Below are 23,309 nucleotides of genomic sequence, written 5' to 3'. Positions count from 1 at the left end.
TGCGTGAGCCGCGGCTCAGGCCCCCATGCTGCGCTTGAGTTCGATCATGTCGAGGCAGGCGTTGGCCGCGCCGCCGCCCTTATTCTTCTGGTCCGTCTTGGCCCGCGCCCAGGCTTGGGCCTCGTTCTCGACTGTCTGAATTCCGTTTCCGAGTGCCAGCGACCGATCGACGGCGATGTACATAAGCGCACGTGCAGATTCGTTCGACACAATATCGTAATGCGTCGTCTCGCCGCGAATGACACAGCCCAACGTCACAAACCCATCGATAGCCTTGGTGAACGCGCCATGTGCCATCGCATCGATCGCATATTTGATCGCTGCCGGAATCTCCAATACGCCGGGCACGGAGATACGCTGCCATGTCGCGCCGCGCGCCTCTATCGCTGAGATGGCGCCACGCGCCAGCTCATCGGCGATATCCTCATAAAATCGCGCTTCGATGATCAGAATGTGAGCATTGATCGTCGTCAAGATGCCGTCTCCCTGGTACGCCGGGCTGTCACATCCCCTGCGCCAGCCTTTGTGATAGGCCGTTGGTCGACGATCCGCAATCCATACCCGTCGATACCCACGATGCTTCGATCCGTATCGGACAGCAACACCATGTCATGGACGCCGAGATCGAGCAAAATCTGTGCGCCAACGCCATATTCGCGCAAGCGGCGCGGCATACCCTGTTCGCCTCCCTCGCCCTTGCGCAACAGCATGTCCGAAACGACGGTCGCGGTCGTGTCCCGGATCAGGACGATGATACCGCGCCCTTCCTCGTCAATAATTTTCATCGACTGTTCCAGGAGACTCGACCTCGGTCCGGTCGCCCCGAGAATGTCGTCGAAAACATTGATGGCATGCATCCGCACCAGCACCGGTTCGGGCGTCGATATATCGCCCTTCACGAGGGCGATATGTTCAGCATATTCGACCGTGTTGAGATAGACCATCAGCTTGAACTCGCCGCCGGCCTTGGTATCGACCTCTGTTTCGATCGCCCGGTGAATGAAATTGTCGTAGCGGCGGCGATAGGCGATGAGGTCGGCGATGGTCGCGATCTTCAGCCCGTGAAGTTGTGCAAACTGCACGAGGTCCGGCAACCGCGCCATCGTTCCGTCGTCATTCATGATTTCGCAGATGACGCCTGCGGGGTAAAGACCGGCAAGACGCGCGATGTCGACGGCCGATTCTGTATGACCTGCGCGCACCAGCACGCCGCCGTCTTTCGCCACCAAGGGAAACACGTGACCCGGCGAAACAATGTCCGTCGCACCCTTGGTCGGGTCAATCGCGACCGACACGGTATGAGCCCGGTCATGCGCCGAAATGCCGGTCGAAATTCCCTCGCGCGCTTCGATTGAAACGGTGAAGGCTGTCTGGTGGCGCGACTGGTTGGTTGACGACATGAGCTGCAGGTTGAGCTGCTTCGCTCGGTCGCTGGTCAGCGTCAGACAGACCAGACCTCGACCATACTTTGCCATGAAGTTGACGGCCTCTGGCGTGCACATCTGCGCCGGGATAACGAGATCGCCCTCGTTCTCGCGGTCTTCCGCATCGACAAGGATGAACATCTTGCCATTACGGGCATCTTCAATGACTTCCTCGATCGGAGAGAGGTATTCCTTGTACACGATGCTCAATCCTTCTGAACCAGGCGAGCCACATAGCGGGCCAGCATATCGATTTCAAGATTAACGGGATCGCCGGCATTCGCCATCCCCCAGGTCGTGACGGCCTGGGTATGCGGAATGATATTAACGCCGAAGCGGGTGCGGCGCACGCCGGCCCCTGCGGCAGGCACGTCCTCGACCTCATTGACCGTCAGCGACGTCCCGTCCAGCGTGACCGACCCTTTGGCGGCGATGAACCTGCCCAGCGCTTCAGGCGCTTCGAAAACAAACCGCCGGGAAGCGCCGTCCGGACGGATATCGACAATGCGCGCAACGCCGTCGACATGACCGCTGACGATATGGCCACCCAGTTCATCGCCGGCCTTGAGCGCACGCTCGAGATTGATCCTTGTTCCATTCGTCCATTGACCAAGCGTCGTACAATCGAGCGATTCTGCAGACACATCGACGGCGAACCAGTTGCCATCCTTGTCGTGCCCCCTCTCGACCACCGTAAGGCAGCAGCCGGAGCAGGCAATGGAGGCGCCAATGTCAATGCTGAGGGCTTCATAAGCCGTTCCGATCACAAAGCGCACATCGCCGCGCTTCTCCAGCGAGCGAATACGGCCGACATCGGTGACGATACCCGTGAACATGAATGCCTAACTCCGGAGCACATAGCTGGCGAGCGAATCTTCGCCGAGCGAAATCAGCTCGCGCAGCGCGAAGACCGGCGCGTTGTCAACATGTTTGACCCCCAACCCGGCGATCGCCGGGTAGCCATCGCCACCGATAACCTTGGGCGACTGAAACCACTCGATCCGGTCGACAAGCCGCGACCGCATCAACGAAGCAGCGAGCCGCGCACCGCCTTCAACAAGGAGCCGCGTTACGCCGCGCCCCGCAATTTTTTCGAGCGCCGCACGCATATTCATCAATCCGTCATCGCCCGGCGCAACATCAATCAATATCACGCCGCAATCCTCGAACGCCTTGCGTCTCGCATCGTCACCGCCCGGAAGCGTGAGCACCCACACAGGCGTCTTTCGGGCATCGCGCACCAGCTTCGAAGTCAACGGCAATCTGAGCCGGCCATCGGCCACGATGCGAACGGGAGAGCGTCCGCCAAGCCCCGGCAACCGGCAAGTGAGTTGAGGATCGTCCACGACGGCTGTTGCGCTGCCGACCATGATCGCATCATGGGTCGCCCGCAACAGATGCCCCCGATTGCGCGCGCGTTCACCGGTGATCCACTGACTTTGGCCGTCATGTGTCGCGCTACGTCCGTCGAGCGAACTGGCAATCTTGAGGGTGACGAGCGGGCGTTCCTCCGACATGGTCAGAAAGAAACCCGCATTGAGATGGCGTGCTTCGTCACCGCACACATTCTCGGTAACCGCGACGCCTGCTGCCTCGAGCATTGCAAAGCCGCGGCCGGCGACGAGCGGATTGGGATCGCTCACAGCACCGACAACCCGCGCAACGCCGGCATCGATCAGCGCCTGAGCGCAGGGGCCGGTCTTGCCCTGATGCGCGCAGGGCTCGAGGCTGACATAAGCCGTCGCACCACGCGCCAGCGCACAGGCGCGTCCCAGTGCTTCCGTCTCGGCATGCGGCCGCCCGCCGTCCTGCGTCCAGCCGCGACCGACGACACGGGGCATACCGCCAACCTCGCGCACAATCACACAGCCGACGGCCGGATTGGGTGCAACTTGCCCCAACCCGCGCTCGGCGAGCATAAGCGCCATTTTCATGAATTGCGTGTCGTCGGGTCGGCTCATTTTATTTCCTGCAAGCGGACCCAGGCGACACTACCTCATCGGTCGTCATCGACCTCGTCGCGCATGGGGCCGCCGAGTTCGCCCAAAAATTCCTCGAAGTCCTTGGCCTCACGGAAATTCTTGTAGACCGAGGCGAAGCGGACATAGGCAACTTCATCGAGGGACATCAGACCCTCCATCACCAGCCGGCCTATCATCGCCGACGGAATTTCGCTCTCGCCCATGCTTTCCAGACGTCGAACGATACCACTTACCATACGCTCGATGCGCTCCTGCTCAACCGGGCGTTTCCGCATCGCGATTTGCACGGAACGCATGAGTTTGTCGCGATCGAAGGGCACCCTTCGTCCGTTGGATTTAATGATTGTCAACTCACGGAGCTGGACCCGCTCAAAGGTCGTAAACCGACCGCCGCACGCCGTGCAGAACCGCCGTCGTCTGATGGCCGTATTGTCTTCCGTCGGACGCGAGTCCTTGACCTGTGTATCTTCGTTTCCGCAATATGGACAACGCATGCGCCGCCAGCCCCCTGACTTGAATTGCCTGCCGCCTGTGCGGCCCCCCTACTTCGGACCGCCATAGATTGGAAAGCGCCGGCAAAGTTCGACGACGCGCGCCCGGACATCCGCTTCGACGCCCGCATTACCTTCCTCGCCGTTCTTCACCAATCCGTCCAGCACTTCGATGATCAGGCGGCCGACCGTGGCAAATTCCGCGACCCCGAAGCCGCGAGTCGTTCCGGCCGGTGTACCGAGCCGGACGCCCGACGTCACGGTTGGCTTTTCCGGATCGAAAGGAATACCGTTCTTGTTGCAGGTGATATGCGCCCGCTCCAGCGCTGCCTCTGCGACTTTTCCTGTCAACTTCTTCGGGCGGAGATCGACCAGCATCAGATGCGTGTCGGTGCCACCCGACACAATAGCCGCACCGCCGTCGACAAGCGTCGACGCCAGTGTGCGGGCGTTCTCGACGACCGCCCGGGCATAGGATTTGAATTCCGGGCGCAGCGCCTCACCGAACGCAACAGCCTTGCCCGCTATGACATGCATCAACGGGCCGCCCTGAATGCCGGGGAAGATCGCCGAGTTGATCTTCTTCCCTATATCTTCGTTGTTGGAGAGGATCATGCCGCCGCGTGGTCCGCGCAGCGTCTTGTGCGTCGTCGTGGTGACAATATCGGCGAATGGCAGCGGGCTTGGATGGGCCCCGCCTGCAACCAAACCGGCGAAGTGGGCCATGTCGACCATGAAAAACGCGCCGACTGCATCCGCGATCTCACGAAACGCCTTGAAATCGATCACCCGCGGATAGGCCGATCCGCCAGCGATAATCATCTTCGGGCGATGCGTTTTGGCGAGCGTCGCCACTTCATCCATGTCGATCAAATGATCCTGCTGGCGAACGCCGTATTGAACGGCGTTGAACCATTTTCCCGATTGATTGGGCGCCGCGCCGTGTGTCAGGTGACCGCCGGCCGCAAGGCTCATCCCCATGATGGTGTCGCCAGGCTTCAGCAAAGCCATCATCACGCCTTGATTGGCTTGCGAGCCCGAATTGGGCTGCACATTGGCATAAGCACAATCGAAGAGCTTTCTGGCGCGCTCAATCGCCATTTCTTCAGCCATGTCGACAAACTCGCAGCCGCCATAGTAGCGCTTGCCCGGATACCCCTCGGCGTACTTGTTGGTCATGATCGAGCCCTGCGCCTCAAGCACAGCACGGGAAACGATGTTCTCTGACGCGATCAACTCGATTTGCGTTTGCTGCCGGCCCAGTTCCAACTCGATCGCCTTGAAAATATCGGGATCGCCGACCGCCAGCCCATCGGTGAAAAAGCCGGAAAAGCCGCCCGGTGCGGCAGCCGTATTGCTCAATGACATAAATCTACCTTCTATTCCGGATGAACTCGCGGCCGCGGAAGTCCGCGCTCCCTTCGGCCGCCCGGGGATCGATATGGGGCCTAATACCACATATTGTCGGATGGGGCCAATTCACCACAAATTTGCAGGCGCCTGCCGACGACGCGTCGCCATGTCGAAATCCGCATCAGGCTGGCGGCGGGCCATGGCCGCAGCCCCTCGTCATGTAACGTTGACTAGAAATGGCAAGTTTACTTGGTTGCCCAAGTCATTCTCTGGTCGAACGGCCGCGCCTTTCCGCGATTCACCTTGTTCGGTTGGAATTTAGGCGGATTTCATCATAGAAGAGACGCTTGATCTCCTTGATTGACCGGCCCGTATCGCGCTAGAAGATGCCTGCTAATGCTGCCGCAATTACAGACGACAGCCGACCCTCCGCAATAAGGCAAATTGCTCGAATGAACGAGACCAAACCTACCCCCCTGCCTGACGCGACGGAAATGTTGAGCTTGGCGACCGAAATTGTTTCCGCCTATGTAAGCAATAATTCCGTAGCTGCGACCGATCTTCCCGCACTCATCCGAACGATCTATACGACCCTGCTGGATATCGAACACGGTGGCGGCCACAGGGAAACGGAGTTGACCCCGGCTGTTCCGGTCAAGAAGTCGGTCACCGCCGATTACATAATTTGCCTTGAAGACGGAAAGAAACTCAAAATGCTGAAGCGCTATTTGCGCTCGCAGTATAGTCTTTCGCCGGAGGAATACAGGGCTCGTTGGGGGTTGCCGCACGACTATCCGATGGTCGCCCCGAATTATGCCGCGCAGCGATCGAAGCTCGCAAAACAGATCGGCCTCGGCCGCGTTGGCACAGGAGCGCCGGCTCGTGGACGCAAGAAAAAACGGGCGGCGCGCTAGCCTTCGCCCTAAACGACGATTCCGCCGCCCCCCGGCCCTTCCCGATCGCTTGGGTTCTTCCTGTCGATATGCTTGTCCGCTTTCCGGCCAAGCATATAACGCAGCTTTTGCAGCGCGACGCGCTCAAGTTCCGTACGAGCTGCCGATGAGGGCGCCACGACGGACACCTCAAGGCCACTGGTAACGTCCACCGCCGTCACCTTGACGCTGGCGCCGATCGGTGTGAATTCGAAAATGATCTCACGGCGCACCCCACCGGCCCCGTCTTTGGAGCCCGCTTCTTCATCATGGGAGCGATCAGGCGGCACGCCGAATCTTGCGGCGCGTCCAGACCTGGTCGAGCGCCTCTACAAGGTCACGCATCATGTCATCGGTATGCACCGGGCAAGGCGTGAACCGCAGCCGTTCGGTGCCGCGCGGCACCGTCGGATAGTTGATCGGCTGCACATAGATATCGTGATCCTGCAAAAGATCATCGCTGACCTGCTTGCAGACAACAGGGTCGCCGACCATGACCGGCACGATATGACTCTCGCACCACATCACCGGCAATCCCGCATCCGCCAGCATTCGGCGCAGTGTCGCCGCACGCTCCTGGTGCCGTTCGCGCTCGGCATTGCTCGTTTTGAGATGGCGCACGGCAGCCAGCACGCCCGCCACCAGAACCGGGGCCAGCGACGTCGAGAAGATGAATCCGGGGGCATAGGACCGCACCACATCGACCAGATCGGCCGATGCCGCGATATAGCCCCCCATCACACCGAAGCCCTTGGCCAGTGTGCCCTCGATAATGTCAACTTTGTCGAGCACACCATCGCGTTCGGCAATACCGCCGCCACGCGGCCCGTAAAGCCCGACAGCATGCACCTCGTCGAGATAAGTCAACGCGCTGTATTTCCGCGCCAGATCGCAAATCTCGCCGATCGGCGCTATGTCACCATCCATCGAGTAGACGGATTCGAAGGCAACAATCTTCGGTTGCGCCGGATCGATTTCTCTCAACAGTATTTCAAGATGCGCGAGATCGTTGTGACGCCACAGCCGCTTTGGCCCGCCGCCACGCCGAATGCCCTCGATCATTGATGCGTGGTTCATCTCGTCGGAAATGATCACGCAGTCACCGAGAATGCGCGCCAGCGTCGAGAGCGTCGCGTCGTTGGCCGCATAGCCCGACGTGAAGAGCAGCGCTGATTCCTTGTGATGCAGGTCGGCGATTTCGCGTTCGAGTTCGACGTGATAATGCGTCGTGCCGGAAATGTTGCGCGTGCCGCCCGAACCCGCGCCAACCTCGTCGATCGCCCGGTGCATGGCCTCAAGAACGGCCGGATGCTGGCCCATACCGAGATAATCGTTAGAGCACCAGACGACGATGTCCTTCTTGCCATCGGGCGTGTGGAATGTCGCGCGCGGAAAAGAACCACGATGGCGCACAATGTCGGCGAAGACACGATAGCGCCCCTCATCCTTCACCGCACGCAATGCCTCGGCCAGCTTTTTCTCATAGTCCATGGCGTCGACGCTCATTGGCCGCATCCCATCCTGCACTGTTCCTGTAGGGGAACCAGCACTTCCTGTTTAGCACACCTTAGTGGCCTCTCGCAGCCCAGCCAGATGCGAATTGTCGCAGAAAATACATAAGACCAGCCCCGCTCGTCTACGAGTGCCAAAGCCCGCGCTCGATGAGAACCGCTTTCAAAACGGCAGGGTCGTCGGTCATCAATCCGTCGACGCCAAGGTCGATCAATCTCCGCATTTCGGCTGGATCGTCGATCGTCCAGACATGGACTTGAAGGCTGAGCTCATGGGCGCGGTCGATCATCGCCCGGTCGATCAGCCTCATCCCATGCTGCGCCACCGGAATTTGCGCGCAGCCCTCGACAAAGTCGCCCCAGAGAAAGCCCAACGGCCCGCTCAGGCTGGAGAAACGCAGTCGGGCCGTCGACATCGGACCCATGCCGGTGCAGAGCCGGGGGCCAAGTGCTTCCCGGATCGCCGCCGTCCGCTTGCCGGAAAAAGAATTGACACAAACGCGTCCGACAGACTTCATTTCCTTCAGCAGGTGAATTAGAGGCTCGGCCGCGTTGTCGCGCTTCGGATCGATATTGATTCTGACCTCAGGCCAGCTCGACAGCAATTCCGCCATCAACGGGATCGGCTCCCGTCCGTCTACCCGCGCTGCCTTCACATCGGCATAGTCCATATCGGCGATGATGCCGGTTCGGTCCGTTACGCGATCCAGTTGGTCGTCATGAAAGGCCAGCAGCACCCCGTCGCGGGTCGCATGAACATCGGTTTCGATATAACGGTAGCCGAGATCGACCGCACCCTGGAATGCCGGCATCGTGTTTTCCGGCCATGCCCCCGCACCGCCACGATGCGCAAAGGCCAAAAGCCCGTCATGTTCGAGATAGGGATATTTCGCCGGCCGCATTTTCTTGCCTGCGTCTTTTCTATTTTCTAGTTCTCAAGCGCACTCGTGTTGACGCTACCATCTCGAGAATAGACATCATCACGGAAATTGACGACGCCATCATCGCCAACCCAGGCCGTCAGGTATACCAGATAGATCGGTACCGTCTGCGTCAGATAGGCATTGCGATACTGCCGGGAATCAATCGTCCGATCAACGCGGCCGCTATTCCACTCGGCATTGTCGCCCTGCATCAGCCATGCTACCAGCCCGCGCACATTCCTGACGCGCACGCAACCGGAGCTGAAATTGCGCTCTTGCCGGCCGAACAGTGTCTGTGTCGGCGTGTCGTGCAGGAAGATCGCCTGGTTGTTCGGGAAGTTGATTTTCACTGTGCCGAGCGAATTGTAGGGGCCCGGATCCTGCCGCAGATAGTAGGCTTCGTTGATGCGTGGATTGGACCAGTCGATCTGCTGCGGGTCGAGTTCGCGGATATTCGCATCCCAACCCTGCAACACACGAATGCCCTGCCGCCTCAGAAAATCGGGATTGGCCCTGATCTTCGGCAGCATATCGGCCATCGCGATCGACTTCGGCACATACCAATAGGGATTGAATGTAATCGAATTGATCTTGCTGTTGATCTCGGGCGTTTGCCGTCCCTGCGTTCCGACAATGACGCGCTCGCGAAATTCGACGACGCCGTTATTGACCGCTTCGACTTCCTGACCGGCAATGTTGACGAACACATAGCGCGGCTCAAGCCTCGGAATGATATCGCTGAGACGCCGAACATTGAGTTCAAGCTGACGGATTCGCGTATGGACCGGCACATTCATTGCCGCCACGGTACGGCGCCCGACAATGCCGTCAGGCTCCAGCCCGTTGCGCATCTGGTATCGCTTCACACCTTCAAAAACGGTCTGGTCGTAGAGAAAGGCGTCGCCATCCGAGACCGCCATGTCCCCCTCCGCCAGCAGACGCGTGCGGACCGCCGCGACGCGCGCATCGCGAACGCCAGGCTCAAGCCGCTCGCCAGCCGGTACGCGCTCCCAGCCGCCCCAGCTGGCGATCTCGCGATACATGGCGATCGCCTGGGTCAGCGGTAGCAGCCCGTCTTCGGCAAGCACCGGAGCGGCCGATCGCTGCACCGGATCGGCCACCGGCGCGACCTCGCTGTTGGCCTGCCACGGGTCGACCCAATGGGTCTCGGATTGCCCATAGTGAGCGGCTGCCTCTGCCCACGCCGTTCCCGAGCCACCTGTCACGCCAAGCAGTGCGAGTAGCGCAGCCGAACGAAATGAAAATCGTGACGCAAATGCCCCGAATACCCACTTCAAGACTTCATGCCCTCCGTTGAGATTGGAAATGTCCCGCCCCAGCCTTGCCAATTTGGGACAGTTCCCAAAATCGGCACCCCACCTCACGGTTGAAACGCCAGATTATGTAGCAGCAAACACCAACATTTGTGGCCGTTTGGGCCGGAATCGGCCAGTCTCTTTGCCATGAGTGATCAAATTGCAACTTTCGTGCTCAATACCGGGGTCATTCTGGCCTTGATGCTGACCATCTGGGCCCTCAGCCTTGCCCTGCGCGACGCTGGCATTGTCGACATTTTCTGGGGTCTCGGCTTCGCGGTCATCGCGCTGGTCACTTGGGCCGTCCATCCGGGCTATGGCGTCCGTTCGGCACTCATCGCCGGACTGACGATCCTGTGGGGCCTGCGCCTCGGGCTTTATCTTTTCATCCGCTGGCACGGCGAACCTCATGAAGACAGGCGCTATGCCGCCATGCGCGCAAAGCGCGGTTCCGCATTCTGGTGGCAAAGCCTCTATGTCGTATTCGGCCTACAGGCACTCGTCATGCTCGCCGTCTCGCTGCCGGTGCAGTTCGGCATCATGGCACAAGCGCCAGACCATCTGACGGTGTTTGACGTCATTGGCGCTCTGATGGTGTTGGCCGGCCTCGCCTTCGAAAGCATTGGCGATGCACAACTCATGTCCTTCAAGGCCGATCCCGCCAACAAGGGCAAGGTGATGGATCGCGGCCTTTGGGCGTGGACGCGCCACCCCAACTATTTCGGCGACGCGCTGGTCTGGTGGGGGTTGTTCGTGATCGCGTTTTCCACTCCTTCGCTCTGGTGGACGGCGCTCGGCCCGGCGCTGATGACCTGGTTCCTCGTCAACGTCTCCGGCAAGGCGTTGCTGGAGCGTGGCCTCAGGAAATCCCGCCCCGGCTACGACGATTATGTCGCGCGAACGAGCGGCTTCATTCCGCTGCCGCCCAAACGGAAGCCATAACCGAAGCTGTCGAACCGAATAATGGCTCAGAGGCGATAACGGATCTGGTCGGTCCAGAAACGTTCGAGCTTGAAGAGGGTTGCGTTGACCTGTCGGAGCTCGTCGGGCGTGATATCGCCAACATCGACAATCATCGCGCAATGCTTCTGGTACACGTCGTTGATGGCCGCGCAAATCGCACGGCCCCTGTCGGTCAACTTGACGCGCACGGAACGCCGGTCAGAGCGTGAGCGCTGGTGATGGATGTAACCGGCCTCGACCAGCTTCTTGAGGTTGTAGGAAACATTCGAACCAAGGTAATGACCGCGCGTCCGCAGTTCCCCGGCGGTCATCTCGGCATCGCCGATATTGAACAGCAACAGCGCCTGTACGCTGTTGATCTCGGAGACATGAATACGGTCGAGCTCATCCTTGATCACATCGAGCAGTCGACGATGCAGACGCTCCACATAGGTCAGCGCCTCGAGATAAGCGGCTTTCCGGCCCGAATCTTCCTGATCCGCAATGGCATCGGTCGTCTTGACGTTGGTCATACCCATGGGTTTGGCCCTTGAACTCGCGCGAAACAGCATCAGAGCGGCGCCTTCTGGCTCGCTCTGCCCCACCATATTCGTCACGACCCTAATGAGGGCTTAAACTGGCCACGATCCGCGCCGGTCCAAAGGAAACATGCTTAAAACTATATTTCACCGCGGATCAATTTGATCACACCGGAGAAATCGAGATTTTCTTCGCCAGCCGCCTCCATCAACGCATAAAGCTGCGCAGCCTGTGCGCCGAGCGGTGTCGGCGTTCGAGCTGTCTTGGATGCGTCCTGGGCAAGCCGCAAGTCCTTCAGCATCATCGCCGCCGTAAAACCGGGCGCATAGCCGCGATTGGCCGGTGATGTCGGGACGGGCCCCGGCACCGGGCAATAGGATGTCATCGACCAGCATTGACCGGAGGCGGTCGACGATATGTCGAACAGCGTCTGCGCATCGAGACCAAGCTTCTCGCCCAGCACGAAGGCTTCTGAGACGGCGATCATCGAAATACCGAGGATCATGTTGTTGCAGACCTTGGCGACCTGCCCATTGCCGGCAGCGCCGGCATGAAAAATATTCTTGCCCATCTTTTCGAGCAACGGCTTCGCCTTCCCGAACGCATCGTCGCTACCCCCCACCATGAAGGTCAGCGTACCCGCCTCGGCGCCGCCGACGCCACCCGACACCGGCGCGTCGATCATCTGCATGCCCGCCGCTTCGGCCGCGGCAATTGCCTCGCGCGCCGACGGCACGTCAATCGTCGATGAATCGATAAAAAGCGTTCCCTTGTCGGCGGCCGCAATCAGCCCACCTTCACCGCGGTAGACCGCGCGCACATGCTCGCCGGCCGGCAGCATCGTCATGACGAATTCGACGCCCCGCGCCGCGTCGCTGGCGGTCGCCGCCTGCGTCGCACCGGCGGCGACAAGACCTGCCACCGCCGTCTCGCTGAGGTCGAACACCTTGAGCTGATGCCCCGCCTTGACGAGATTGCGCGCCATCGGCGCACCCATATTCCCAAGCCCGACAAATCCGATCTTCGCCATCGCGTCCTCCTTCGGCGCTTCTCAAGGAAGCGTCAGCTCGTCCGCGCCCAGCGGCGCAAAATATCCGTCCACATCGCCCGCTTCAATATCGGCGAGCCGCGCCGGCTTCCATTTCGGCTTCTGATCCTTGTCGATCACGACAGCGCGCACGCCCTCGTAGAAATCATGTCCTTTGACGAAACGCTCGATCAGCCGGTATTCGAGCCTCATACAATCTTCGAAATCGAGTGCCCCGCCTTCGCGGATTTGCCGGAACGCGACCAGCGTGCTCGTCGGCGATTTCGTTTCAATCGTATCGGCCGTTTTCGTCGCCCACTCGCCGCCGTCGGCACGTAGCGAGGAAATGACCTCCGCAACGGAACCCTTCGAGAAATGTGCGCCGATCTCTTTTTGCATCGACGCCAGCGGCGCCGGCCCTTCTTCCTCGGCGACCTCGCGCAGCGCGACACGCGGATCGGCGCCGCCCGCCAGCCGGTCCTTCAGCGTATCGAGCCTTGCCGACGGCACATAGGCATCCGCGATACCGGCATAAATCGCATCGGCAGCTTTCAGCCTTGTTCCGGTCAGTCCGAGATACATGCCCGTCTCGCCCGGACAGCGCGGCAGAAACCAGGTTCCCCCGACATCCGGAAAGAGCCCGATCCCGGTTTCCGGCATCGCAAAGGTCAGGTTCTCCGTTGCCACGCGGTGCGAGCCATGCACCGAGACGCCGACACCACCGCCCATATTGATCCCGTCCATCAAGGAAACATAGGGCTTGCGGTAGCGTTTGATACAAACGTTGAGCTTGTATTCTTCGCGCCAGAAATCGAGCGCCGTCGGATCGCCTGCCTGTCCCCAGTCGTAGAGCGCGCGAATGTCGCCGCCGGCACAAAACGCCCTGTCGCCCGCCGCCTCGATGACGACGCAATGTATTTTAGGATCGTCGGCCCATGCGATCAGTTGCGGATGGATCGCCCGCACCATCCCGAGCGTCAACGCGTTGAGCGCTTTCGGACGATTGAGCGTGATGATCCCGGCAACGCCGCGCCGCTCGAACAAGACTTCGTCTTCCCCGTTCATGTTCAGCTTTTCAATAACTCGCGCGCAATGATGACGCGCATGATCTCGTTGGTGCCTTCGAGAATCTGATGTACCCGCGCATCGCGCAAATGCCGCTCCAGCGGGAAGTCCTTCAGATAGCCATAACCGCCATGGATCTGCAGCGCCTCGTTGATGACGTTGAATCCGACATCGGTGGCAAAACGCTTGGCCATCGCCGCATGCATCGTCGCATCCGGCGTCCTTGCGTCAACCTTGGTCGCCGCCTGCATGATCATCAGCCGCGCTGCTTCGAGTTCGGTCGCCATATCGGCGAGCTTGAACTGCAAGGCTTGAAACTGCGACAGCTTCTTGCCGAATTGTTCGCGCTCGCCAAGATAGTCCTGCGCGCGCTTCAGCGCCGCACGCGCCGTGCCGAGCGAACAGGCGCCGATATTGAGACGCCCGCCGTCGAGCCCCATCATCGCGATCTTGAAGCCCTCGCCCTCCGCGCCGATCAGGTTCGCCGCCGGCACATGGGCGTCTTCGAAAATGACCTGTGCCGTCGGTTGGCTGTTCCAGCCCATCTTGCGCTCCGGCGCACCAAACGACAGGCCTGGCGTTCCCTTCTCGACCACAAGACACGATACGCCTTTCGGCCCCGCCTCGCCGGTACGCACCATGCAGACATATATGTCGGAGGTGCCGGCACCCGATATGAATGCCTTGGAGCCGTTCAGCACATAATGGTCGCCGTCGCGCACCGCTTTCGTCTTCAGCGATGCGGCATCCGAACCGCTCGACGGCTCGGTCAGGCAGTAACTCGCGATCAGCTCCATCGGCGTCAGCTTCGGCAGCCATTTCTGCCGCTGCGCATCATTGCCGAAACGGTCGATCATCCACGACGCCATGTTATGGATCGACAGGAATGCGGCGGTGGAGGTGCAGCCTTCGGACAACGCCTCGAATATGAGCGCGGCATCGAGCCGCGTCAGCGCCGATCCGCCCACATCCTCACGCACATAGATGCCGGCAAAGCCGAGCGCCGCCGCCTTGCGCATCGTCTCGACCGGAAAATACGCGTCCCGGTCCCAGTCGGCCGCGAATGGCGCCAGTTCGTCGGCCGCAAATTGGCGCGCCACGTCCTGAAATGCCTGCTGTTCTTCGGTCAGCTCGAACCGCATCCTTCGTCCTCCCCGAACGGCGCCCGAAAGGCGTCGAAGCGGTGATAATCGCCCCCCTTAACCCTGTCAACGAACGCCCGCCTTGCCGCAGCGTAAGGTCACATTGCACCGGCCGCGCCCAGGCGTTATGAGTGGCGCATGAGCGACAAGCAGAGCCCCGCCCCCGCCTTTCCCGCCATCCGCATGCGGCGCAACCGCAAGGCCGACTGGTCGCGGCGTCTCGTCGCCGAAAGCGCGCTTTCGGTGAACGATCTGCTCTGGCCGCTTTTCCTGACCGAAGGCAAGGGCCTGCGCGAACCTGTCTCCACCATGCCGGGCGTCTACCGCCTCTCGGTCGACGAGGCGGTACGTGCGGCCGCCGAAGCGGCATCGCTCGGCATTCCGGTAATCGCCCTCTTCCCCTACACGGCGGCGGAGAAGCGCGACGCAACCGGCTCGCTCGCCACCGATCCCGAAAATCTCGTCTGCCGCGCCACCCGCGCCATCAAGGCCGAGGTGCCGAATATCGGTGTTCTCTGCGATGTCGCGCTCGACCCCTATACCAGCCACGGCCATGACGGGCTGATGAAGGGTGACGTCATCCTCAACGACGAAACGCTTGAAGCACTGGTGGCCCAGGCGCTGGTTCAGGTCGAGGCCGGTTGCGACATTATCGCTCCTTCCGACATGATGGACGGCCGTATCGGCGCAATTCGTTCGGCGCTTGAAGCGGCGGGACATACCGACACGCAACTCATGTCCTATGCGGCCAAATACGCATCGGCTTTTTACGGCCCCTTCCGCGACGCCATCGGTTCGTCCGGGGCCTTGAAAGGCGACAAACGCACCTATCAGATGGATCCGGCAAACGGCGATGAAGCGCTGCGCGAAGTCGCGCTCGACATCGCCGAGGGCGCCGACATGGTAATGGTGAAACCCGGCCTGCCCTATCTCGACATCGTGACGCGTGTAAAAACGGCATTTGGCATGCCGACCTTCGCCTATCAGGTTTCCGGCGAATATTCGATGATCGCCGGTGCCATCGAACGTGGCTGGTTCGACCGCGATCGCGTCATTCTCGAAAGCCTCATGGCCTTCAAGCGCGCCGGCGCCGATGGCATCCTCACTTATTTCGCGCTCGACGCGGCAAGGCTCCTCGCCCGCTAGCCGAGCCCGGCCAGCCGCAGCGATGCGGCGCCATGCAGTGCCGCAAGACCACCGGCCTCTTCGGTCAGATCGGCGACTTCCTCGACAAGCTTGCGCCGCTTGGCCGCGGCCTTGCGGTCTCCCAGCCGTCCGAACATCAACTCGTAACGGCCGGGAAAATCCTCGGCGAAGGCCAGATAGGCGTCGTGCACGGAACGTGCGCTGGTTGCGGTTTCGAGATCGCCGATCAATATCTCGTAGCCCTCCAGCGCCACAGCCCCCAACAGCTCGTCGAGATTGGCGAAATGACGGTATGGCGCGGCTTCCGAAACGCCGGCGCGGCGTGCGGCTTCGCGTAAGGTCAACGCATGCCGGCCGCGTATATCGATCAGCGTGATCGCTGCGTCCATCAACCCGCGCTTCAGATCGCCGTGGTGATATGAGGTTTTCTGCCCCCGAAGTCGCGCGCGCATGTCGCCCCCCTGCTCTCGCGTTCTCCATTTGTCTCGATAATTGACATGTTATCATCGTTAACATAAAAGTCAACGTTAATTTGAGAACGATCAGTGAACGGACAATTGTAAACTGGTTAAGAACCGAATCCGCTTTGAGCGCCGTCGATACGCACGATCGTATCGGTAACGAAACCGTTGAAGCCGGTCTGCATGCCGATCGAATAGGCGCCCATCAGGCCGAACTCGATCCAGTCACCCTCGCCGATGGATTCCGGCAAATCGAAAGTCTGTTTTAGAACGTCGAGACTGTCGCAGGTCGGACCGAAAATCCGGAACGATTGCATGGGACCTTCGACCGGGCCTGTCTTTGAGATCGCCCGAACCGGCGGATCGAGGTCGCCATCTCGAACTTCGGAGAGACATCCATAAATCCCGTCATTGATATAAAGGCTGTCACCCTTCCTGAGATGCACCTGCGTCAACACCGAACAGGCATCGGCCACCAGCGCTCGCCCCGGTTCGGCGAAAAGCGGAATATCGAGACCGAGCCTCTCATACGCCGCCCGGATAACGTCGAAATAGGCCGATAGCGGCGGCGTCTCCTTTTTGTAAACCGCCGGAAAACCGCCACCGACATCGAGATATTCGAGTTTGACGCCGGCCCGCGCGGCCACGTCCGCCGACATTTCCATCGCCACGCGATAGGCATCGGGGTCGAGACACTGGCTGCCGACATGAAAAGCGATGGCCGTGCGGCAGCCGCGACGCGACGCCTCCGTCAACAACGCAACCGCTTCATCGGGCGCCGCGCCGAATTTCGATGAAAGATCATAAACGGCGCTCCCCTTCGGCGTCGCAATCCGGACTTCGACGGTAATGTCGGTGCCGGCGATCTCGGTCACCTTGTCGAGTTCACTGAACGTGTCGACCACATAGTCCTTGAGGCCGTAAACATCGCTTGCCGCTTCCAGCGCCCCGCGCCCCTTCACCGGGTGATTGAAATAGCAATGTGCCTCCGGCAATTGCTCGGTCACTTTGGCGATCTCGAAAATCGAAGCTGTGTCGAAATGCCGGACACCGCCTTCCCATAGCGCTTTCAGGACATAGGGGTGCGGATTGCATTTGACCGCATAAAGGACCGTGCCCGGAAACCCGTCGACAAATTCCCGGGCCCGGGCCCGCAACACATCCGGAAAGACGCAGAACACCGGATAGGACGGATTGAGCCGGGCGATCACATCGGCGACGGAGGCAAAGCGCAGCTCGCGCGCGGCGCTGCTCATTTCCGCTCCAGGCGCGCAATCAGGCTCGACGTATCCCAACGCTTGCCGCCCATCGCCTGCACCTCTGAATAAAACTGGTCAACCGTTGCCGTCACCGGCAGATGCGCGCCGTTCTTGCGCGCCTCGTCAAGACAGATGGCGAGATCCTTGCGCATCCAGTCGACCGCAAACCCGTGGTCGAATTTTCCCTCTATCATCGTCTTGTAACGATTTTCCATCTGCCAGCTCTGCGCCGCGCCCTTCGAGATCACCTCGATAACGGCGGCAGCGTCGAGGCCCGCGCGCCTCGCGAAGTGGATACCTTCGGAAAGGCCTTCCACGAGCCCTGCAATGCAAATCTGGTTGACCATCTTGGTGAGTTGCCCGGCCCCGCTCGGTCCCATCAGCCGCGCCATCCGCGCATAGGCGGCGATCGCGGGCTCAGCCTTCGCGAAGTCGGCCGCGTCGCCGCCCGCCATCACGGTCAGCGCGCCGTTTTCGGCGCCCGCCTGCCCGCCCGAAACCGGCGCGTCGACAAAGCCGATCCCCTTCGCCGCCGCCAGCGCGTGAAGCTCGCGCGCGATCGTCGCCGAGGCCGTCGTGTGATCGACGAAAATCGTATCTCGTCCCATGCCGCCAAAGGCACCGTCGGACCCGCATGTCACCTCGCGCAAATCGTCGTCATTGCCGACACAGGCAAACACAATCTCCGCCCCCGCCGCCGCCTCGCGTGGCGTCGCCGCCCGCGCGCCGCCATGCTGCGTGATCCAGCGTTCGGCTCTTTCCGCTGTGCGATTGTAAACGGTGACCTCGTGGCCGGCCTTCTTCAGGTGGCCCGCCATCGGATAGCCCATCACGCCGAGGCCAAGAAATGCGACGCTGCCCAATCTTTTTCTCCCGCTTGGTTGCCCGCCTATGTAACAGGCTCGGGTGATAAAGCACAAAGAAGTGTCAGCGAATTTCGCCTTCGGCGGCGATACGCCCGGTCCGGCAAAGCTGCGAAGAACGGCCGGTGCAGGGTGCGTAGTAGAGCCGGACGATATTGCCGTCCATCGTCATGTCGTAGCAATCGCTGGTGCCATACTGGATCTCGCTCGAACTGTGACACCATTGGTTGCCTTCGATCCACCACGTGCCGCGTCCGCTACGGCTGCGCGAGCCGGAGCCCTGCGAATGATACATGCGGTGAAAATACTGGGTCAGCGTCAAATTGGTTGTGCCGTCGGCATTCAGTTGAATCACGGTATTGAACAGGCGGTTGGTACCCTGCTGGTCGAGCCGCCCCATTTCGAGGTGAAATGTCTTACCGACAACCTGCGCCCGGATTTGTCCGGCTGAAAGTGAATTGCCCTGGCGATTAAGCACGGTTTCGGATGCATCGCCGCCAGCGCCAAGTGCCTGGCCGGTATCGACCCCGCCGCCGGCCTGCGCGACATTGACGACTTCCTCGACCTCTTCCTCCGGAGGTGGTGCTTCCTCGGACCGTCGCGGCGGCGCTTCCGGCTTTGGCGCCGGCACGGCCACAGGTTCGGGTTTCGGAACCTCGGGTTCGGCAACAGGCTCTGGCGGCGCTGCAAAGCGATCATTGGCGAAACCGGCCGAGAGCTGGAAAGTCACGGAATCGCCGCCACCCGGACCCGGTCCGCCGAAAATGCCGCCAACTGTCAGAAGCATCACAAAAAAGAGCAGCGCGTGAATAAGGATCGACACAAGAATGAAGGTCCGCAATTCAAAGCGGCGGCCTTCCATCGCGGCGGGCATCCCGCCTTGCATCGTCGTCGCCATCGTTACCGGCCTCTCTCGGTCACGATCGTCACCTGCTGCACACCTACTTTTCGCAGCGCTTCCATCAACAACAGCAACGCCTCGGCAGGTGCTTCCGCATCGGCCTTGACGGCCACGCGCTCCATGCCCTTGTCGGCGAGATATTCCTTGAGCGCCTGTTCGACGATCTTGGGGTCGATTGGCCGATCGCCAAGCCAGACAAACCCGTCCGCCTCGACAAGCAGCGTCGCAGGCATGTCGCGTTCGCTGTCGTTGAGCGCGCCGATCGGCAGCTTCACCGCCACATTGTCGGCCGGTGTCATCGTCCCTGCCAGCAAGAAAAAGATCAGCAACAGAAACACGACATTGATAAGCGGGATCAACGTCTCGAACTGGCGGCGCGGCGGGTCCTGATCGAGTTCGGTCATGGTGTGATTTTCTCCACACGCGCTGTGCCGACATCGCGGGCCCCGGCCTGTCGCGCCGCTTCAATGGCGGAAACGAATGCCTGCGTTCGTGACCCGCTCTCAGCCAGGATCGTCACGGTCATATCCTTGCGGCCACCAATCCCCGCCTTGACGGCCTCGGTCAGATTCGCCCGCTCGACCGGCGTTCCGTCGACGCGCAGCGTGCCGTCGCCCATCAACCAGATTTCCACCACCCGTGCGTCGGTCGGCAGTTCAGATGCATTCGGCGCCGGCGTCACCACAGACAGCGACTGCGTCTTGAGAAACGATGTCGTCAGCATGAAAAAAATCAGCAGCAAAAACACGACATCGATCAGCGGCGTCAGGCTGGCCATATTTCGCCTGCGTGCGGGCTCGTCGAACATGAGCGTTGGCTCCCCGTTCGTCCTATTTCGCGGCCTTCGCCGCAGACGCTCCTGGCCGGGCGTGCAGCGCCGCGATCACACGCGCCGAAGCGTCGCGCATCGACAGCCGCACCTGGTCGATCTTGCCCTCAAGAAGGTTGAGTGCGGTGATCGCCGGCAGCGCCACGATCAGACCCACCGCCGTGGTCAGCAACGCGACCCAGATGCCGCCAGAAAGAAGCGCCGGATCGACCTGGGACCCTGCCTCCTCAAGCCGCTGGAAGGCCTGGATCATGCCGATCACGGTACCGAGCAGTCCGAGCAGCGGCGAGATATTGCCGATCACCTCGAGCCACCGCAGATACCGCTGCAGGGCGCCCAGTTCCATTGCGCCGACACGATTGATTTCAGCCGCCACGTCTTCATCGCGCAAATCGCCGCGCACTTTGGCGCGCACACCCGCCGCCATGGCGCGGGCAAGCGGCGTCTTGTGCTTGCGCAGTATGTCGAGCGCACCGGCCGCGTCGCCCGCTTCGATCCGGTCAACGGCCGGATCCACAAAGCTTCGGCGCGACAGCCCGGCCGACCAGAACTGGAATATCTTGAGCAGAATAATTGCCGCCGAGATGACGGACAACACCAGCAGAATGGCGACGATCGGGCCGCCTTTGTCGAGCAGCGATCCCAGCGAATACCACGCCTCGGCACCCCCGGCCTCGGCGATGATTTCGGCGGCGCCCGTCACGGCCGCTTCGCCACTATCGACGGTGGCCTCGACAGTTGCGGGCATTTCCTCAGGCATTCTCGAACTCCTCCGACTGAACAGGTACGCGACCTGCGGCGACTACGCCCGCCATCCGCAAAAAAGCGTGACGCCGGCGGCGCATTTTAGTAAACTTCATTTACGAAATCACCGCCGGGCCGAGCCGTCAAGCGATCAAGCGCGGCATGGCATCATTTTTTTGGTTTGGTGTAAATTCCGTGGCCTCGCCGCTTCGATACCCTCACTATGCAGGTATCGAAGCGGCGATGATCGAAGGGGCAGAGAGACATGTCGCAAGCAAGAATCGGCATCGTGCCGCAGCCGGAAGCGACGGTCGACGAGTCGCTTTCGCCCCGCCATTTTCTCGAAGTCATTCAAAACCTTGGAACGCTGCTGGCTGAAATTTACGACCGCCGCACGGGGCTGACACGCAACCAGACCCGCATCGTCATCGAATTGTTGCAGCGTGATGGCCAGACCCAGACCGAACTTGCCAACGCGCTCAGCATTCACAAGGTTTCCGTCGGCATTTATGTCGCCGAGCTCGAGGCGATGGGTCTCGTCGAACGGCGAACTCACCCGACCGACGGTCGCGCCAAATGTATCTTCCTGACGCCGCTGCTCCACGCCAACAAACATGTCGGGGAAACGCACTACGTCGCCATTCACGGTGCCGCAATCGAAGGTATCGACCGCAAGGACTATTTGACGATGCTGAGCGGCCTTGAACGTATGCGCGACAATCTCTCGACGCTCGACAAGAGCGATCGCAAGAAATCCGGCATCTGACGGCAAAGTCACGCGCTTAGAGCGGCGGCAGCATCTGATAGCCGCCGCGATGATAGAGCAGCGGCCGCCCGTCCTTGGCGTAATCGAAATTTAGCACCCGCCCGATCATGATCACGTGATCTCCGGCATCGTGCCGCGCCTCGACTTCGCACTCGAAATGGGCGAGTGCTTCCTTGAGCGCCGGACATCCGCTCTTGCGCTCGACGACGGCAAGCCCCGTCAGGCTGTGATCGCCCTTGCGCGACAACCGCGAGGAAATCTCCTGATGCTCCTCGCGCAGCACATTGACCGTAAAATGCGTCGAAACGGCAAAAGCCGACAGCGTGTCCGACTTCTTGTCGAGGCACCAGAGTACGAGCGGCGGATCGAGCGAGACGGATGAAAACGAGTTGACGGTAATGCCGATCGGCGCGCCGCCCGGAAGGCGTGTTGTGACCACCGCCACACCGGTCGTGAACCAGCCCAGCGCATCGCGGAACCGCCTTGCGTCGTGGGCGGGAGTCGCTGTGGTTTCCGCGCCCTCAGTCTCTGTCATGGCCGATCTCTCTTCGCTGTCACCAGGTCGCAGCGCATCGCCGCCACGCCCTTTGTCAACGACACGTTAACGCCCGCCGCTGGACCTCGGCCCGGTTTAAGCCAAACCCACAAGGCCATGCAACCATGATTGGCCGCAAAACACCTGATTTTTGGCGCAAATCCTTTTGGTTAAACCCGCTGTTAAGGCCGACCCCGCAAGAATGTGCGCGAAGGCGGGGCTGGCCTGCATCCCGGCAGGTCTGCGGGGGCGTTAACGTAGAAGAGAGTGCTGGGGCAAATGCGGCTCATTGTCGGCATCGTAGTGGTTCTGTTGAGTGTCTTCGGTGGCTATGCCGCGATGGGCGGACACCTCGAAGTGCTGTGGCAGCCCTTTGAAGCCGTCATCATTCTTGGTGCCGCGCTCGGCGCTTACTTCATTGCCAATCCGCCCTCGGTGCTGAAGGCCACTGGCGGCGTCCTCACCTCGCTGATGAAAGGCCCGCGCTACGACAAGGCCTCTTTCCTCGAACTGCTCGGCCTGCAATATACGCTCTTCAAACTTGCCAAGGGCAAGGGCAACCTCGCCCTCGAAGCCCATGTCGAGAACCCCGGCGAATCGTCGCTCTTCGGTCAGTTTCCACGCTTCGCCGCCGACAAACATGCGGTCGAATTCATGTGCGACTATCTGCGCATGATCACGCTCGGCACCGAGAACGCCCATGAGCTTGAATCGCTGATGGACGAAGAACTCGAAACCCACCATCAGGAACGAGAACGCATCGTCAGCGCCATGCAGGCGCTGGCCGACGGCACCCCCGCCCTCGGAATCGTTGCCGCCGTGCTCGGCGTCATCAAGACCATGGGCTCAATCGACCAGCCGCCCGAAATCCTGGGTGGCCTGATCGGCGGCGCCCTTGTCGGCACCTTCCTCGGTGTTTTTGTCGCTTACGGCTTTTTCGGACCGATGGCCCAGTCGCTGCGCAACACCTATGAGGCCGAAGCGAAATACTACTTGTCGATGAAAGCGGGCCTGCTCGCCCACATGGCCGGCTACGCACCTGCCGTTTCCATCGAATTCGCGCGCAAGGCCTTGATGTCGGAAGTGCGGCCGACCTTCATTGAGGTCGAGCAGTCCACGGCTTCGCTGCAGCCCGGCACCGCCGGCTGACGCGGCGC

The 23,309-nt window shown here is 60.8% G+C and carries 27 protein-coding genes; 5 read left to right on the top strand and 22 right to left on the bottom strand.

Going from position 1 to position 23,309, the window contains the following annotated elements:
- Positions 1–15 precede the first annotated feature (15 nt).
- From ribH to glyA, 6 genes are read right to left on the bottom strand one after another with little or no spacing between them, the layout of a single operon-like run.
- Entirely contained in the window at positions 16–477 is a 462-nt protein-coding gene (gene ribH, locus Q7V31_RS14810) for a 6,7-dimethyl-8-ribityllumazine synthase (protein ID WP_304736023.1), read from the bottom strand.
- Positions 471–1,625 (bottom strand): 3,4-dihydroxy-2-butanone-4-phosphate synthase, encoded by a 1,155-nt coding sequence (gene ribB / locus Q7V31_RS14805; RefSeq protein ID WP_304735392.1) that lies wholly within the window; start codon positions 1,623–1,625, stop codon positions 471–473. The genes ribH and ribB overlap by 7 nt, the downstream gene beginning before the upstream one ends.
- 5 nt (positions 1,626–1,630) lie before the next feature.
- A complete protein-coding gene (locus Q7V31_RS14800) occupies positions 1,631–2,260 on the bottom strand; it encodes a riboflavin synthase (protein WP_304735390.1) in 630 nt (209 codons plus the stop codon).
- 6 nt (positions 2,261–2,266) lie between these two features.
- On the bottom strand, positions 2,267–3,385 hold the full coding sequence (gene ribD, locus Q7V31_RS14795) for a bifunctional diaminohydroxyphosphoribosylaminopyrimidine deaminase/5-amino-6-(5-phosphoribosylamino)uracil reductase RibD (RefSeq protein ID WP_304735388.1): 1,119 nt from the start codon (positions 3,383–3,385) through the stop codon (positions 2,267–2,269).
- 35 nt (positions 3,386–3,420) lie between these two features.
- A complete protein-coding gene (gene nrdR / locus Q7V31_RS14790; RefSeq protein WP_304735386.1) occupies positions 3,421–3,900 on the bottom strand; it encodes a transcriptional regulator NrdR in 480 nt (159 codons plus the stop codon).
- Positions 3,901–3,948: 48 nt separating this feature from the next.
- Entirely contained in the window at positions 3,949–5,265 is a 1,317-nt protein-coding gene (gene glyA / locus Q7V31_RS14785; RefSeq protein ID WP_304735384.1) for a serine hydroxymethyltransferase, read from the bottom strand.
- Positions 5,266–5,702: 437 nt separating this feature from the next.
- Here glyA and Q7V31_RS14780 point away from each other — a divergent pair, with 437 nt between their 5' ends.
- Positions 5,703–6,164 (top strand): MucR family transcriptional regulator, encoded by a 462-nt coding sequence (locus tag Q7V31_RS14780; protein WP_304735382.1) that lies wholly within the window; start codon positions 5,703–5,705, stop codon positions 6,162–6,164.
- 8 nt (positions 6,165–6,172) lie between these two features.
- Here Q7V31_RS14780 and Q7V31_RS14775 read toward each other — a convergent pair whose 3' ends face one another.
- From Q7V31_RS14775 to Q7V31_RS14760, 4 genes are all read right to left on the bottom strand, one after another.
- On the bottom strand, positions 6,173–6,472 hold the full coding sequence (locus Q7V31_RS14775; protein WP_304735380.1) for a hypothetical protein: 300 nt from the start codon (positions 6,470–6,472) through the stop codon (positions 6,173–6,175).
- On the bottom strand, positions 6,462–7,673 hold the full coding sequence (hemA, locus tag Q7V31_RS14770; RefSeq protein ID WP_304736021.1) for a 5-aminolevulinate synthase: 1,212 nt from the start codon (positions 7,671–7,673) through the stop codon (positions 6,462–6,464). The genes Q7V31_RS14775 and hemA overlap by 11 nt, the downstream gene beginning before the upstream one ends.
- Positions 7,674–7,818: 145 nt before the next feature.
- Complete coding sequence (locus Q7V31_RS14765) at positions 7,819–8,595, bottom strand: glycerophosphodiester phosphodiesterase (RefSeq protein ID WP_304735378.1); 777 nt, start codon at positions 8,593–8,595, stop codon at positions 7,819–7,821.
- 26 nt (positions 8,596–8,621) lie between these two features.
- Entirely contained in the window at positions 8,622–9,914 is a 1,293-nt protein-coding gene (locus tag Q7V31_RS14760) for a murein L,D-transpeptidase (RefSeq protein ID WP_304735377.1), read from the bottom strand.
- Positions 9,915–10,079: 165 nt separating this feature from the next.
- On the opposite strand from Q7V31_RS14760, the gene Q7V31_RS14755 reads away from it, so the two are divergent.
- On the top strand, positions 10,080–10,874 hold the full coding sequence (locus Q7V31_RS14755; RefSeq protein WP_304735376.1) for a DUF1295 domain-containing protein: 795 nt from the start codon (positions 10,080–10,082) through the stop codon (positions 10,872–10,874).
- Positions 10,875–10,900: 26 nt separating this feature from the next.
- Here Q7V31_RS14755 and ldtR read toward each other — a convergent pair whose 3' ends face one another.
- The 4 genes from ldtR to Q7V31_RS14735 all read right to left on the bottom strand — a co-directional run bounded on the left by ldtR (position 10,901) and on the right by Q7V31_RS14735 (position 14,648).
- Positions 10,901–11,407: a transcriptional regulator LdtR gene (gene ldtR, locus Q7V31_RS14750; RefSeq protein ID WP_370690676.1), complete on the bottom strand. Its 507-nt coding sequence runs from the start codon at positions 11,405–11,407 to the stop codon at positions 10,901–10,903.
- A gap of 146 nt (positions 11,408–11,553) precedes the next feature.
- Positions 11,554–12,444, bottom strand: a complete 891-nt coding sequence (gene mmsB / locus Q7V31_RS14745; RefSeq protein WP_304735374.1) for a 3-hydroxyisobutyrate dehydrogenase — start codon at positions 12,442–12,444, stop codon at positions 11,554–11,556.
- 21 nt (positions 12,445–12,465) lie between these two features.
- Positions 12,466–13,506: an enoyl-CoA hydratase/isomerase family protein gene (locus tag Q7V31_RS14740; RefSeq protein ID WP_304735373.1), complete on the bottom strand. Its 1,041-nt coding sequence runs from the start codon at positions 13,504–13,506 to the stop codon at positions 12,466–12,468.
- A 2-nt stretch (positions 13,507–13,508) separates the two neighbouring features.
- Positions 13,509–14,648 (bottom strand): isobutyryl-CoA dehydrogenase, encoded by a 1,140-nt coding sequence (locus tag Q7V31_RS14735; protein ID WP_304735371.1) that lies wholly within the window; start codon positions 14,646–14,648, stop codon positions 13,509–13,511.
- A gap of 138 nt (positions 14,649–14,786) precedes the next feature.
- Here Q7V31_RS14735 and hemB point away from each other — a divergent pair, with 138 nt between their 5' ends.
- Positions 14,787–15,794 carry a porphobilinogen synthase gene (hemB, locus tag Q7V31_RS14730; RefSeq protein WP_304735369.1) on the top strand — a complete coding sequence of 336 codons (1,008 nt, stop codon included), beginning with the start codon at positions 14,787–14,789 and terminating at the stop codon, positions 15,792–15,794.
- On the opposite strand, the gene Q7V31_RS14725 is transcribed toward hemB, so the two are convergent.
- From Q7V31_RS14725 to Q7V31_RS14695, 7 genes are all read right to left on the bottom strand, one after another.
- Complete coding sequence (locus Q7V31_RS14725; protein WP_304735367.1) at positions 15,791–16,246, bottom strand: TetR/AcrR family transcriptional regulator; 456 nt, start codon at positions 16,244–16,246, stop codon at positions 15,791–15,793. The two genes, hemB and Q7V31_RS14725, sit on opposite strands and share 4 nt — an antisense overlap.
- A 116-nt stretch (positions 16,247–16,362) precedes the next feature.
- Positions 16,363–17,511 (bottom strand): type III PLP-dependent enzyme, encoded by a 1,149-nt coding sequence (locus tag Q7V31_RS14720; protein ID WP_304735365.1) that lies wholly within the window; start codon positions 17,509–17,511, stop codon positions 16,363–16,365.
- A complete protein-coding gene (locus Q7V31_RS14715) occupies positions 17,508–18,377 on the bottom strand; it encodes an NAD(P)-dependent oxidoreductase (protein ID WP_304735364.1) in 870 nt (289 codons plus the stop codon). The genes Q7V31_RS14720 and Q7V31_RS14715 overlap by 4 nt, the downstream gene beginning before the upstream one ends.
- Before the next feature lie 64 nt (positions 18,378–18,441).
- Positions 18,442–19,275: a hypothetical protein gene (locus tag Q7V31_RS14710; protein ID WP_304735363.1), complete on the bottom strand. Its 834-nt coding sequence runs from the start codon at positions 19,273–19,275 to the stop codon at positions 18,442–18,444.
- 2 nt (positions 19,276–19,277) lie between these two features.
- The gene (locus Q7V31_RS14705) at positions 19,278–19,682 is read right to left on the bottom strand and encodes a biopolymer transporter ExbD (protein WP_304735362.1); all 405 of its coding nucleotides are present in this window, start codon (positions 19,680–19,682) and stop codon (positions 19,278–19,280) included.
- Entirely contained in the window at positions 19,679–20,086 is a 408-nt protein-coding gene (locus Q7V31_RS14700; protein ID WP_304735361.1) for a biopolymer transporter ExbD, read from the bottom strand. The genes Q7V31_RS14705 and Q7V31_RS14700 overlap by 4 nt, the downstream gene beginning before the upstream one ends.
- Before the next feature lie 22 nt (positions 20,087–20,108).
- Entirely contained in the window at positions 20,109–20,867 is a 759-nt protein-coding gene (locus Q7V31_RS14695; RefSeq protein WP_304735360.1) for a MotA/TolQ/ExbB proton channel family protein, read from the bottom strand.
- A 249-nt stretch (positions 20,868–21,116) separates the two neighbouring features.
- Between Q7V31_RS14695 and Q7V31_RS14690 the strand changes: the two genes are divergently transcribed.
- On the top strand, positions 21,117–21,617 hold the full coding sequence (locus Q7V31_RS14690) for a MarR family winged helix-turn-helix transcriptional regulator (RefSeq protein WP_304735358.1): 501 nt from the start codon (positions 21,117–21,119) through the stop codon (positions 21,615–21,617).
- A gap of 16 nt (positions 21,618–21,633) precedes the next feature.
- Here Q7V31_RS14690 and Q7V31_RS14685 read toward each other — a convergent pair whose 3' ends face one another.
- A complete protein-coding gene (locus Q7V31_RS14685) occupies positions 21,634–22,152 on the bottom strand; it encodes a flavin reductase family protein (protein ID WP_304735356.1) in 519 nt (172 codons plus the stop codon).
- A 279-nt stretch (positions 22,153–22,431) separates the two neighbouring features.
- Between Q7V31_RS14685 and motA the strand changes: the two genes are divergently transcribed.
- Positions 22,432–23,301 (top strand): flagellar motor stator protein MotA, encoded by an 870-nt coding sequence (gene motA / locus Q7V31_RS14680; RefSeq protein ID WP_304735355.1) that lies wholly within the window; start codon positions 22,432–22,434, stop codon positions 23,299–23,301.
- The last annotated feature ends 8 nt before the right edge of the window (positions 23,302–23,309 follow it).

The sequence above is a fragment of the Parvibaculum sp. genome, assembly GCF_030651915.1.
GTDB lineage: Bacteria > Pseudomonadota > Alphaproteobacteria > Parvibaculales > Parvibaculaceae > Parvibaculum.
The sequence above is the reverse complement of the archived record's forward strand: the minus strand, read 5'-3'. Positions and strand labels throughout refer to the sequence as shown.